The organism is Paraburkholderia sp. A1RI-2L, assembly GCF_048957375.1.
GTDB lineage: Bacteria > Pseudomonadota > Gammaproteobacteria > Burkholderiales > Burkholderiaceae > Paraburkholderia.
Genome location: NZ_JARBTA010000001.1, coordinates 240608 through 253504, shown reverse-complemented (window position 1 = coordinate 253504; position 12897 = coordinate 240608). Strand labels below are relative to the sequence as shown.

11 protein-coding genes and 1 pseudogene are annotated in these 12897 nt (G+C 65.9%); 6 read left to right on the top strand and 6 right to left on the bottom strand.

Going from position 1 to position 12897, the window contains the following annotated elements:
- The first annotated feature begins 79 nt into the window (after positions 1 to 79).
- The 3 genes from xylB (at position 80) to PWP93_RS01130 (ending at position 2986) form a co-directional block, all read left to right on the top strand.
- Positions 80 to 1561 (top strand): xylulokinase, encoded by a 1482-nt coding sequence (gene xylB / locus PWP93_RS01140; protein ID WP_421043162.1) that lies wholly within the window; start codon positions 80 to 82, stop codon positions 1559 to 1561.
- Between the two features lie 85 nt (positions 1562 to 1646).
- Positions 1647 to 2600 carry a sugar-binding transcriptional regulator gene (locus tag PWP93_RS01135; RefSeq protein WP_421043161.1) on the top strand — a complete coding sequence of 318 codons (954 nt, stop codon included), beginning with the start codon at positions 1647 to 1649 and terminating at the stop codon, positions 2598 to 2600.
- Positions 2601 to 2701: 101 nt separating this feature from the next.
- Complete coding sequence (locus tag PWP93_RS01130; RefSeq protein WP_421044976.1) at positions 2702 to 2986, top strand: DUF6402 family protein; 285 nt, start codon at positions 2702 to 2704, stop codon at positions 2984 to 2986.
- Positions 2987 to 3445: 459 nt separating this feature from the next.
- On the opposite strand, the gene PWP93_RS01125 is transcribed toward PWP93_RS01130, so the two are convergent.
- The 6 genes and pseudogenes from PWP93_RS01125 to PWP93_RS01100 form a co-directional block, all read right to left on the bottom strand.
- On the bottom strand, positions 3446 to 4564 hold the full coding sequence (locus PWP93_RS01125) for an ABC transporter ATP-binding protein (protein WP_421043160.1): 1119 nt from the start codon (positions 4562 to 4564) through the stop codon (positions 3446 to 3448).
- 60 nt (positions 4565 to 4624) lie between these two features.
- A complete protein-coding gene (locus tag PWP93_RS01120) occupies positions 4625 to 5311 on the bottom strand; it encodes an HAD family hydrolase (protein WP_421043159.1) in 687 nt (228 codons plus the stop codon).
- Between the two features lie 58 nt (positions 5312 to 5369).
- Entirely contained in the window at positions 5370 to 6248 is an 879-nt protein-coding gene (locus PWP93_RS01115) for a carbohydrate ABC transporter permease (RefSeq protein ID WP_421043158.1), read from the bottom strand.
- Positions 6245 to 7102 (bottom strand): annotated as a pseudogene (locus tag PWP93_RS01110) (carbohydrate ABC transporter permease); the annotation flags it as partial. The pseudogene PWP93_RS01110 and the gene PWP93_RS01115, both read right to left, overlap by 4 nt.
- A 233-nt stretch (positions 7103 to 7335) precedes the next feature.
- Complete coding sequence (locus PWP93_RS01105; RefSeq protein WP_421043157.1) at positions 7336 to 8670, bottom strand: ABC transporter substrate-binding protein; 1335 nt, start codon at positions 8668 to 8670, stop codon at positions 7336 to 7338.
- Between the two features lie 90 nt (positions 8671 to 8760).
- Positions 8761 to 9564 carry an L-iditol 2-dehydrogenase gene (locus PWP93_RS01100; RefSeq protein ID WP_421043156.1) on the bottom strand — a complete coding sequence of 268 codons (804 nt, stop codon included), beginning with the start codon at positions 9562 to 9564 and terminating at the stop codon, positions 8761 to 8763.
- A gap of 463 nt (positions 9565 to 10027) precedes the next feature.
- Here PWP93_RS01100 and PWP93_RS01095 point away from each other — a divergent pair, with 463 nt between their 5' ends.
- From PWP93_RS01095 to PWP93_RS01085, 3 genes are all read left to right on the top strand, one after another.
- Positions 10028 to 10918, top strand: a complete 891-nt coding sequence (locus tag PWP93_RS01095) for a metal ABC transporter solute-binding protein (protein ID WP_421044975.1) — start codon at positions 10028 to 10030, stop codon at positions 10916 to 10918.
- 107 nt (positions 10919 to 11025) lie between these two features.
- The gene (locus PWP93_RS01090; protein WP_421043155.1) at positions 11026 to 12015 is read left to right on the top strand and encodes an ABC transporter ATP-binding protein; all 990 of its coding nucleotides are present in this window, start codon (positions 11026 to 11028) and stop codon (positions 12013 to 12015) included.
- On the top strand, positions 12008 to 12790 hold the full coding sequence (locus PWP93_RS01085; RefSeq protein ID WP_421043154.1) for a metal ABC transporter permease: 783 nt from the start codon (positions 12008 to 12010) through the stop codon (positions 12788 to 12790). Before PWP93_RS01090 ends, PWP93_RS01085 begins: the two co-directional genes overlap by 8 nt.
- Positions 12791 to 12897 lie beyond the last annotated feature (107 nt).

Below are 12897 nucleotides of genomic sequence, written 5' to 3'. Positions count from 1 at the left end.
CCTGGGTCGGCGCGCATGGCGCAGCCCGGCGCGCGCGGCTAAAGTAGCTCCTCCACTCTCACGACTTTCGCGCGCGCCCATGTATCTCGGCATCGACCTCGGCACCTCCGAAGTAAAAGTCCTGCTGCTCTCCCCCGACAGCCGCGTGATCGGCACCGCGGGCTCGCCGTTCACGGTATCGCGCCCACAACCGCGCTGGGCCGAACAGGATCCCGCCGACTGGTGGGACGGCACGCGCCGCGCGCTCGCCGCGCTGCGCGAGAAGCATCCGCGCGAATTCGCCGAGGTGCGCGGCATCGGCCTCTCGGGGCAGATGCACGGCGCGGTGCTGCTCGATAAAGACGACACCGTGCTGCGTCCCGCGATCCTCTGGAACGACATGCGTGCCGTCGACGAATGCGCCGAGCTCACCGCGCGCGCACCGCAACTGCATCGCGTGGCCGGCAATCTGGCGATGCCGGGCTTCACCGCGCCCAAGCTGCTGTGGGTCGCGCGCAACGAGCCCGAACACTTTCGCAGGATGGCCTGCGTGCTGCTGCCCAAGGACTGGCTGCGCCTGAAGCTCACGGGCGGCAAGGTCTCCGATCCTTCCGATGCGGCGGGCACGCTATGGCTCGATGTCGCGAAACGCGACTGGTCCGACGCGCTCCTCGACGCCTGCAACATGACACGTGCGCAGATGCCCGCGCTCGCCGAAGGCAGCGCGCCTTCGGGCACACTGCTGCCGGCGCTCGCGCGCGAGTTCGGCCTGCGCGAGGACGTGGTGGTCGCGGCCGGTGGCGGCGACAACGCCACGAGCGCGATCGGCATCGGCGCCGTGCAGCCTGGCGACGGCTTCGTCTCGCTCGGCACCTCGGGCGTGCTGTGCGTGATCGGCGATCGTTTCCGGCCGAATCCGGCCTCGGCCGTGCATGCGTTCTGCCACGCGATTCCCGAGCGCTGGCATCAGATGAGCGTCGTGCTCTCGGCAGCCAGCTGCCTGCGCTGGGTCTGCAAGCTCACCAGCACCGACGAGCCCACGCTGCTCGCCGAAGTCGAGCGTCTCGCGCCGCAAACGCTCGCGCAAGCGCCGCTCTTTTTGCCCTATCTCTCGGGAGAGCGCACGCCGCACAACGACCCCTATGCGCAGGGCGTGTTCTTCGGCATGACGCACGCGACCGACCGCGCGCTGCTCGGCTACGCGGTGCTCGAAGGCGTGACGCTCGCGCTCACCGACGGCCTCGACGCGCTGCGCGCGGCGGGCACTGAGGTGGGCCCGCTCTCGATGCTCGGCGGCGGCGCGCGCAGCGCGTATTGGGCACAGCTTGCGGCCGACGCGTTCGACACCCCCACGCGCCAGCACGGCGGCGGCGAAACGGGCGCGGCGCTGGGCGCGGCGCGCCTCGGCTGGCTGGCGGCGGGCGGCGCATTCGACGAGGTGCTGGCGAAGGCACCCGTGGCCGCCGAATACACGCCCGACGCGGCGCGCCACGCGGCGCTGCGCGAGCGGCTCGAAGCGTATCGCTCGCTGTATCGGCACGTGCGGCCTCTGTTCGATCCCGCGCGAGAAAGGCTCGCCTGAGCGCACCGAAGGTTTCCAGTACACTCCGCCTCGCACCAGACAACCCGCTCACGCATTCGCCGCGAAGCCCGCTCCGATCAACACCGTGCCCAAGTCCACAGAAAAACTCGATCTCGCCACTCGCGCCGCCTGGCTCTACTACGTGGCCGGCAACACCCAGAACGAGATCGCCGAAAAGCTCCAGGTGTCGCGCCCGGTTGCACAGCGCCTCGTCGCGTTCGCGGTCGAGAAGAATCTGATTCGCGTGCGCGTCGATCATCGGCTGGCCGACTGCCTCGCGCTTGCGGACCGGCTCATGAAGCGCTACGGCCTCGCAATGTGCGAAGTCGTGCCCGTGGACGGCGACACCCAGGAAGCCATCGACCGCAAGCTCGCGGTAGCCGGCGCGCAGGTCATGGAGCGCTATCTGGGCGAGGAGCGGCCGATGGTCGTGGCGGTGAGCAGCGGGCGAACGCTCAAGGCCGCCGTCGATCAGATCGCACAGCTCGAGCGGCCGCAGCACCGCCTAGTCTCGATGGTGGGCGCGATCGCGCAGGACGGTTCGTCGAACCGCTACGACGTGGCGCTGCATATCTCCGAGAAAACCGGCGGCAAGCATTTTCTGCTGCCCGCGCCGCTCATCGCCGACAACGAGGCGGAGCGCGCGCAATGGTGCAATCACCGGCTCTACCGCATCGTCGAGTCGCTGTCGGGCGAGGCCGATGTGGCGTTCGTCGGCATCGGCAATATCGGCGAGCATTGCCCGCTGCATGAGGATGGCTTCCTCACCACCGACGAAGTGCATGAATTGATGCGCCTGGGGGCGATTGCGGAAATGCTCGGCCTGCCGATCGATGCGCGCGGCAAGCGCGTGGATTCGCCCACCGGACGGCGCGTGACGAGCCTGCATCTGGATGCGCCGCCCAGGCGCCCCACCATCGGCTTCGCAGGCGGCGCGCGCAAGCGCGAGGCGGTGATCGCGGTGCTCAAGGGCGGCTGGCTCTCGGGGCTCGTGACCGATGAGGAATGCGCGCGGGCAGCGTTGGCGGATGGGGGCTGAGCGTATCGAAGCCTTGCCATGCGCCATGGCGCGATGGTACTTGCACCGATGATCACAGCGGACTTCTTTTATGAGATGAACTCGTTCTTGCTCCTTATAGCATCGAAAGATGCTACGACTTTACCGACAAGCGCGGCGACGTTTCGCAGTATCTCGGTCACTGGAGTAGCAAGGGCGTCATCGTCGTTCCCTATGATGGCCTCGTGGGCCAGCTCAATGCCCCGTCCCTGTATCTACCCTATCCAGTCGCGCGCGGCGACATGAGGGTAAAGGGGAATGTCTATTACCCGGTGCACAATAAGGATTTCCGGCAGTGGGCCATGAAGCACCAAAGGGGGGGGCGATTTCATCATTTTCTCCGACCGCAAACGTGTTCGACTACGTGAACCGATCCGGATCAAGCTATGAAAAAGATCGCCATCGCGTCAGCCTGCTTCTACTCTACATCGTTCAGACTCCAGCGCGTATGACTGCGTTCGCCGCGCGTCCCCTGATGGTCGCTATGTCGCCGAGGAGTGCACGCTTGATTGCGACCATGGTGACAACCCGAAATATGTCGGCCGTGTCTACGATACCTCTGGAAAGCTGATCCTTCGACGATCGTTCCATACACCTTCCCCAGAGATAACCTGGGCAGGCAACCACCTTCTGTTTTCGAGCGGCGGAGGTGACGACGATTTTGTAGTCTTCCCGCTCTCACTCTATGACCGCATCAATGCTGCCTACTGGCGGTTGGCCCTGGCACAAAAAAACCCGCTCGAAAGCGGGCATACAAGGCCTTGATTCAGGCCCCCTCTGCGACAATCATCGCGGCGCCGCCTCGCTCCCGAAACGGCGCCTGTCTCTCAAGCCGCCATCTGCTGCGCGAAGCGGCGCTCGAACGCCATGCCGTCGGCATCGAACAGGTGGCAATGATCGGGCGACGCACCCAGCTTCATCACCTCGCCGCGCTCGTGCTGCTCCAGCGGCGGAATGCGCGCAATCAGGCCATCCGGGGCAACGGGCGACTCCGCATAGAGATACGCCGCATCGCCGAGCGACTCCACCGTATTGGCCTTCGCACTCACGCCGTATTCGCCCGTGGCGACATGCATATGCTCGGGGCGGATGCCCACCGTCACCTTGTCGCCTTCGCGCGCGCCTGATGCCGTATTCGGCTCCACCGCCACCTTCTGCGTCTCGCCCGTTTCGTAGCGCACGACGACCCCGTCGCTCGCGACCTGCTGCACGACGCCATCGAGAAAGTTCATCTTCGGCGAGCCGATGAAGCCCGCCACGAAGCGGTTCGCCGGCGCATGATAGAGACGGTTCGGACTCCCCACTTGCTCCACGTTGCCCGCCGAAAGTACGACGATCTTGTCCGCGAGCGTCATCGCCTCGACCTGGTCGTGCGTCACGTAGATCATCGTCGTTTTCAGCTCGTCGTGCAGGCGCGCGAACTCGAGGCGCATCTTCACGCGCAGCGCGGCGTCGAGATTCGAAAGCGGCTCGTCGAACAGGAACACCTTGGGCTTGCGCGTGATCGCGCGCCCAATCGCCACGCGCTGGCGCTGGCCGCCGGATAGCTGCTTGGGCTTGCGGTCGAGCAGATGGTCGATATGGAGGATCTTCGCGGCGTTCCTCACCGCCGCATCGATCTCGGCCTTCTTCGTGCCCGCGAGCTTGAGCCCGAACGCCATGTTGTCGTAGAGCGTCATGTGCGGATAGAGCGCGTACGACTGGAATACCATCGCGATGCCGCGCTTGGCCGGCGGCACGTCGTTCATGCGCGCGCCGTCGATCATCAGGTCGCCGCCGCTGATGTCTTCGAGTCCCGCGATCATCCGCATGAGCGTGGTCTTGCCGCAGCCGCTCGGGCCCACGAACACGACGAACTCACCGTCTGCGATATCGAGGTTCACGTCACGCAGCACTTCCGTTTCGTCGTAGCGCTTGAGTACGTCTCTCAGTGTCACGCTTGCCATGATGTCAGTCTCCGTTCGATCATGAATCGTCTCGCTGCGAAATTTGCCCGCAAGCTGCGCTCAGTGCGCGCGAGCATCCGCCTTCTGTATCCAGTCCGCCACGAGCGCGGGCAACGCGCGCATGTCGTCGAAAATCTCCTGCGCGCCCACTTCGCGCAATTCGAGCGCGTGCGCGTCGCCGCCCACATGCGCGCCGCCCACGAAGCCGAGCACCGTCATGCCCGCCGCGCGCGCCGCGCTCACGCCCGCCACGCTGTCCTCCACCACGAGGCATCCATCGGGCGCCAGGCCCAACCCCTGCGCCGCCGCGAGATAAACGTCCGGCGCGGGCTTCGGCCTTGCCACCATGTCGGCGCAATAGATGCGCTCGCCAAAAAAACACGCGAGGCCGTTGCGCTCCAGCACGCGGCGCACCACCGCCGCGTAACTGTTGCTCGCGCAGGCCTTGGCAAGCGCAATGGCCGCCAGTGCCGCGCTCACGCCGGGAAAGAGCGGCGCTTCGACGGCCTCGGCTTCAGCCGCGGCGCGGATCGCGTCGACGTCCGCGGGCGTCAGCCGCCGGCCAAGCGCCTCGCTCACGCCGCCGAGCACACGCTCGATGCGCTGCCCGAGCAGCGGCATCAGCACGGGCGCCACCGCAGCGCCTGGCCAGCGCGTTTCGAGCTCGCGCACGAGCACGCGCGCGGCCACGGCTTCGCTGTCGATTAGCACGCCGTCGCAGTCGCAGATCAGAGCCTGAATGGGCATGAGTCGAGTCCTTGTTTTGCCTGTTTGCTTCGATTGTTTGCGTCGCTTGCCTGCGTCACTACTTGACCGCGCCGAACGTAAGGCCGCGCACGAGCTGCTTCTGCGAAAGCCAGCCGACGATTAGCACGGGCGCCACCGCCAGCAGCGAAGCCGCCGAGAGCTTCGCCCAGAACAAGCCCTCCGGACTCGAATACGAGGCGATGAACACGGTAAGCGGCGCCGCGTTCGAACTCGACAGATTGATGCTCCAGAATGCTTCGTTCCACGAAAGAATGATCAAAAGAAGCGCGGTGGACGCAAGCCCCGGCACCGACATCGGCATGAGCAGATAAACGATCTCCTGCCAGGTGGCCGCGCCGTCCATGCGCCCGGCCTCGAGAATGTCCTTGGGAATCTCGTTGAAGTACGTATAGGCCATCCACACCGCGATCGGCAAATTGATGAGCGTGTAGACGATCACGAGCCCGCTCACGGTGTCGAGCAGCCCGGAGTTTTTCCACAGCAGGTAGATCGGCACGAGCACACCCACCGAGGGCATCATCTTGGTGGACAGCATCCACAGCAGAATCCCCTGGGTGCGCCGGTTCGGGAAGAACGCCATCGCGTAGGCGGCCGGCACGGCAAGAATCAGGCAGACAATCGTGACGCCCGCCGAGATCAACACCGAATTCCAGGCGAACGCGAAGTAGTTGCTGCGCGCGAAGACCTCGCGGAAGCTGTCGAACGTCGGCGTGAAGAACAGCGACGGGATATACGCTTGCTGCTCGGTCTTGAACGCCGTGATCGTCATCCAGAAGATCGGGAAGAACAGCGCGAGCGCGATGATCCACGCGAGCAACCCGGGCACCACGCGGCCGATGAACCGGAGCGGGGATGAGCGCTTGACGGCATGCGGCGACTCGGGTGCATGAACGGGCGAGGCAGTGACTTGGCTCATTTTTCGTACTCCCCTTTGAGGTTGCGCGCGAGCATGCGCACGAGGAAGAACGACACGATGTTTGCGAGCACGACGGCAAGAATGCCGCCCGCGGACGCAATGCCCACGTCGAACTGCTGCAGGCCCATCGAGTAGATCAGGTAAGTGAGGTTGGTGGTTGCGTTGCCGGGACCGCCGCTCGTGGTCGTGTAGATCTCCGCGAAAATCGAGAGCAGGAAGATGCTTTCCATCATCACCACCACGGCTATTGCGCGGCGCAGGTGCGGCAGCGTGATGTAGAAGAACATCGCGATGGCGCCCGCGCCGTCGATGCGCGCGGCCTCCTTCTGCTCCTGGTCGAGCGACTGGATCGCGGTGAAGAGAATGAGGAACGCAAACGGCAGCCATTGCCACGCCACGATGATGATGACCGCGGTGAGCGGATAGTCGGCAAACCAGTCGATCGGTGTCATGCCGAGCGCGCGCATCGCGATGGCCACGAGACCATACACGGGATGCAGGATCATGTTCTTCCAGATCAGCGCGGAAACCGTCGGCATCACGAAGAACGGCGCGATGGCAAAGAGGCGCGCCACGCCTTGCCCCAGGAACTTGCGGTCGAACAGCACCGCCATCAGCACGCCGCCGACCACGGTGATCACGAGCACTGACACGATCAATTCGACCGTGTGCAGGATCGACGGCCAGAACGACGGGTCGGTGACGAGAAACGTGTAGTTGTCGACGCCGGCGAAGCCCTTGAGATCGGGATTGAGCAGGTTATAGCGCGTGAACGAATACCAGATCGTCATCGCGAGCGGAATCGTCATCCACAACAGCAGTACAGCGACGGAAGGCGAAACCAGCCAGCGTGACGCCGAACGGCGCGTCTGCGCATGTTGCGGCTGGGGTACGCGCGCTCGATTGAACATGGGCATGGGAAGATGGAGATGACGCATGAGGACCACCCTTCTTTCGTTGCGCGGCGGCTCAGGGCACGACGCCGCATGGGCTTCGCGAAGGACGCTTCGTGCCGCGTGGCTCGACGCGCCCTTCGCTTCTACCGCGCTGCTGATAGCGGCGCTGACTTCTACGCCGACTTCTGCGCTTACTTCTGGTAACCGGCCTGCTTCACGGCGCGGTCGGCGGCGGCGTTGCCGGCGGCGAGCGCCTGATCGACGCTCATCTGGCCCGCCACGGCGCCCGCGATGCTCTGACCCACGACCGTTCCGAACGACTGGAACTCAGGAATCCCAACGAACTGGACTCCCGTGTACGGCACTGGCTTGGCGCCCGGGTGAGTCGGGTCGGCGCTCTGGATCGCCTTCAGCACGAAGTCCGAGAACGGCGCGGCCTGCTTGTACTCGGCGCGCTGATAAGTCGATACGCGTGTGCCCGACGGCACCGAGGCCCAGCCCTCGTCCTTCGCGACCAGCTCGATATATTGCTTCGAGGTGGACCACTCGATGAACTTCTTCGCGGCGTCCTGCGACTTCGACGATTTCGGCACCGCCAGCGCCCACGACCACAGCCAGTGCGAGCCGTTCGGCGTGACCTGGGTCGGCGCCGCCGCGAAGCCGATCTTGTCGGCCACCTGCGACTGCTGCTTGTTATAGAGGATCCCGGCTGCGACCGTGGCATCGATCCACATGGCGCACTTGCCCGACGACATCAGCGTGAGGTTCTCGTTGAAGCCGTTCGAGCTCGCCCCCGGCGGGCCGTCCTTCTTCAGCAGATCGACGTAGAAGCCGACTGCCTTCTTCCACTCTGGCGAGGTCAGCTGCGCGTGCCATTTTTCGTCGAACCAGCGGCCACCGAAGGTGTTCACCACCGTGGTCACGTAAGCCATGTTCTCGCCCCAGCCCGCCTTGCCGCGCAGACAGATGCCGTAGGTGCCCTTGGACGGGTCGTTCAGCTTGTCGGCGAAAGTCTTGATTTGATCGTAGGTCGGCTGCTCGGGCATCGTCAGGCCCTTCGCCGCGAACAAGTCTTTGCGGTAGTACGTCATCGAGCTTTCGACGTAGAAGGGCAGCGCGTACAGCGTGCCGTTATACGAGAGACCGTCGCGCGCCGTCTTCACCACATCGTTCAGGTCATAGTCGGCGGGCAGGTTCGTCATGGGCGCGAGCCAGCCCCGCTTGCCCCACTGCGGCGCCTCGTAGGTGCCGATCATCATCACGTCGAACTGGCCGCTATTGGTCGTGATGTCGGTCGTGGCGCGCTGGCGCAGCACGTTTTCTTCGAGGATCACCCAGTTCAGCTTGATGCCCGGATTGGCCTTCTCGAAGGCCGGCGAGAGCTTCTTCAGCTCGAGCATGTCCGGGTTGTTCAACATCGCGATCGTGACGGTCTGCGCGTGCGCAGCGCCCGCCGCGGCGACGAGGGCGAGCGCGCTCGTCGCGCGCGCGAGGCGCCAGGCGGCGTGCCGTATAGCTGGTTTCATGACGTTGTCTCCTTCCTTGTTGGCTGCGTTATGTTCGAAACCGCAGGTCGTGCTGCATGAATTGAAGCCGCCGGAACACACCGGAGCCGCTCAGCTCATCCAGTTTCCGCCGTCCACATTGAGCGTCTGGGCGGTGATGTAATCGGCGTCGGCCGAGGCGAGGAAAAGCGCGGCGCCCGTGAGATCGCCGGGCACGCCCATGCGGCCGAGCGGCACTTCCTCGCCCACCAGCCGCCTCTTCTCGCCCAGTGGCCGGTTCTCGTAGCGAGCGAAGAGCGCGTCCACCTGATCCCACATCGGCGTGTCGACCACGCCCGGCGCAATGCCGTTCACGTTGATCCTGTGTGGCGCAAGCGCGAGCGCCGCCGACTGCGTGTAGCTCAGCACCGCCGCCTTGGTTGCGCAGTAGTGCGAAACGAGTGCCTCACCGCGCCGGCCCGCTTGCGACGACATGTTGATGATCTTGCCGCCCTGCCCCTGCTCGACCATGCGGCGCGCCACTGCCTGCATCAGAAAGAACATGCCCTTCACGTTCACGGCGAAGAGCTGATCGTAGATGTCCCAGGATTCGTCGAGCAGCGGGCGCATGTCGAACAGCGCCGCATTGTTGAAGAGGATGTCGATGCGGCCGAAGCGCCCGAGCGCGCCCGCGACGATGCGCTCGATGTCCTCGCGGCGCGTGACGTCAGCGGTGAGGGCGAGCACGCGTTCGGCAAACCTGGCGGCCAGCGCGGGCGCGATGGCGTCGACGGGCTTCACGTCGACCAGCACGCAACGCGCGCCCTCGTCCAGATAGCGCCGCGCGACCGCCTCGCCAATGCCGCTCGCCGCGCCGGTAAGCACAGCCACTTTGTCCTGCAAACGTCCTGCCGCCGGGTGCGCGGAATGTGCCACAGGGTTGTCTCCATTTGTGTCCGTCGAGCCGACGCGCGAACTATCGCCCGACACATGAGCATTTGCTCTGCTTGTGATCGAATGATCGGCGACGGACGCGTGCATGTCAAGGCAGACATACGCGATTCACGACAGATTTCGATGGTGCGGCGCGCAACGGGCGGCTCAGTGCGCGCGCATTTGGCGCGCCTGTCCGGTGGGACAAGGAATGGGTGCGTGGCTGGGTAGCTGTCTCGCCAACCAATGTGATACGTTATATCATCGCGCCTTAACGAAAACTTGCATCTTCCGGTCGCGCCGCGATTTCGCTCGAACACCGCTCTAGCCACGTTCTCACGCCTCGTTCAAGGATAGGACCATGTCCGCTGTCACCTCCGCAGCCCGCATAAGCAAGCGCATCGGGCTCGCCGTGCGCCTGCCCGGCCGGCTCGCCCAGGCCGCTGCCGCGCTCAGGCGCGCCGTCATGCCGGCCGTGGCGGCATGCCTCGCGCTCGGTGCGCTGCCTGGTCCGTGCGCCGCCGCCCAGGCGGCGGACGCTCCGGGCGCGGCGCTGCCCGTCGTGACGGCGGAGAACTTCTACGGCGATGTCGTCAAGCAGATCGGCGGCGCATACGTGAGCGTGACGAGCATCCTGAGCAACCCGGATCAGGATCCCCACCTCTTCGAGGCAAGCCCGAAAACCGCGCGCGCGCTGCAGCGCGCGCGCCTCGTGGTCTACAACGGCGCCGACTACGATCCGTGGATGCCCAAACTGCTCTCCGCCGCCTCCAGCAGCGCGAGCGGCCAGCGCGCGATCATCGTGGCGGCGGATCTGGTCGGCAAGAAGGCCGGCGACAATCCGCATCTCTGGTACGACCCGCGCACGATGCCCGCCGTCGCGCGCGCCGTGAGCGCCGCACTCGGCGCGGCGGATCCCGCGCACAAGAGCATGTACGATGCCAATCTTGCGGCTTTTCTCGGCTCGCTCAAGCCGATCGACGACAAGGTCGCGACGCTGCGCGCGCAGTACAAAGGCCAGCCGGTGACGGCGACCGAGCCAGTGTTCGGCTACATGTCGGACGCCATCGGCCTCGACATGCGCAACCTGCGCTTCCAGATGGCGGCGATGAACGATACCGAGGCCAGCGCATCGGATATCGCGGCCTTCGAGCGCGACCTGCGCGAGCGGCGCGTGCGCGTGCTGGTCTACAACAGCCAGGCGACGGAAGCGCTCACGCGGCGCATGCTGGACATCGCGCAGCAAGCGAAGGTGCCGGCGCTGAGCGTGACCGAGACTCAACCCGCGGGCGTGAACTTCCAGCAATGGATGCTCGGGCAACTCGACGCGCTGGCGAAGGCCCTTGCGCAAAAGTAAGACTGTCGCCATGACCGTGACGCTTCTGCCGTAACACGGCAGCGACGAAGCACAGGCCATACTGGCAACGATCCCCATAACGCAATCGACAGCAGGGAACACAAGCGATGACCGAGGCCGCGCCCTCCCCTCACGTACATGCGTCGACGCACCCAGCGCCCGCCGCCGGGCATCACGCGCACCACGGACACCGTGCGGCGCAGCCGGTGCTCACGCTCGCGGGCGTGACGCTCACGCTCGGCGAGCGCACGATCCTGCGCGACGCCAACTTCGCGGTGAGCCAGGGCGAATTCATCGGCGTGCTCGGGCCGAACGGCGCCGGCAAGACCACGATGATGCGGGCGATCCTCGGCCTCGTGCCCGCCGCGCACGGCGCGATTCGCGTGCTAGGCGAACCCGTGGCGCGCGGTAATCCGAAGATCGGCTACATGCCGCAAACGCGCACCGCGCTGGCCAGCCGCCGCGTGCGCGGACGCGATTTCGTGGCGATGGCCGCCGATGGCCATCGCTGGGGCCTGCCGCGCGCCAGCGCCGCCACGCGCGCCGACGTCGCGCGCGTGCTCGAACTGGTGGGCGCCGAAAAACTCGCCGACCGGCCGCTCTCGGAGCTGTCCGGCGGCGAGCGCCAGCGCCTGATGCTCGCGCAATGCCTGCTCGGCGACCCGAAGCTGCTGCTGCTCGACGAGCCGCTCATCAGTCTCGACCCGCACCACCAGCGCGGCGTGGTCGAACTCGTGCGCCGCGTGCAGCGCGAACTCGGCATCGCGGTGCTGTTCTCGGCCCACGAACTCAATCCGCTGCTGAACTCGCTCGACCGCGTGCTCTATCTCGGCAACGGCGTGGCGGCGCTCGGCAGCGTGGACGAAGTGATCACCGCGCCGGTGCTCTCGCGGCTCTATGGCTCGCCTATCGAAGTGATGCGCATGAAGGGCCGCATCTTCGTGATGTCGGGCGACGTCGAGGTCGAGAAGCACGACCACGAGCATGAGCACGACCACGACCACGCGCATGGCCATGGCCACGCACACGGCCATCACGCTCACCCCGATCACGACAACGACGACAACAACGCCCACGGCCATACCCACGATGCTTGAATACGATTTCATGGTGAACGCCTTCGCGGCATCGGGCATTGTCGCGGTGCTCGCGGGCATCGTCGGCTACTTTCTGGTGATGCGCGGGCAGACCTTTGCGGGCCATGCGCTCTCGCACGTCGGCTTCACGGGCGCCACGGGCGCCGTGCTGCTCGGCATCTCGCCGATCTGGGGGATGGTGGGCTTCACGCTCGCCGCAGGCGTGTCGATGGGCGCGCTCGGCGAAAAACTCGCGGGCCGCGATGTGGCCATCGGCGTGGTCCTGTCGCTCGCGCTCGGCTTCGGCCTGCTGTTCCTGCATTACTTCACGTCGTTTGCCACCCAGGTCACGGCGCTCTTGTTCGGCAACGTGCTCGGCGTGGGCCGCGATACGCTCGGCGTGCTCGCCACGCTGGCCGTGGCGAGTCTCGCCGCGCTCGCGGCCATCATGCGGCCGCTGCTGTTCGCCTCGCTGCAGCCGGAGCTGGCCGAGGCCAAGGGCGTATCGCTGCGTCTCGTCTCGGTGCTGTTCCTCGCCATCGCGGCGCTGGCCGTGGCCGCGTGCACGCAGATCGTGGGCGTGCTGCTCGTCTTCACGCTGATGGTGGGGCCCGCCGCCGCCGCGCAGAATCTCACCACGCGCCTTTCGGCGGGCCTCGCGCTCGCCGCGCTGCTCGCGCTCGCGCAGGCGTGGATCGGCGTGACGCTCGCCTACTACACCGATTGGCCGACGAGCTTCTGGATCACCGCGCTCGCGGCGCTCGTCTACGGCGCGAGCCTGATGGGCCGGCGCTGAGCGCAGGCTCAGATTACGCAATCGCTCCCTAAAGCTCCACGGTTTCCTGCGATGAACCAAGAAAAAGGGCCTCGACGCGCAGCGTGGAGGCCCTTGCCACGCGGGGT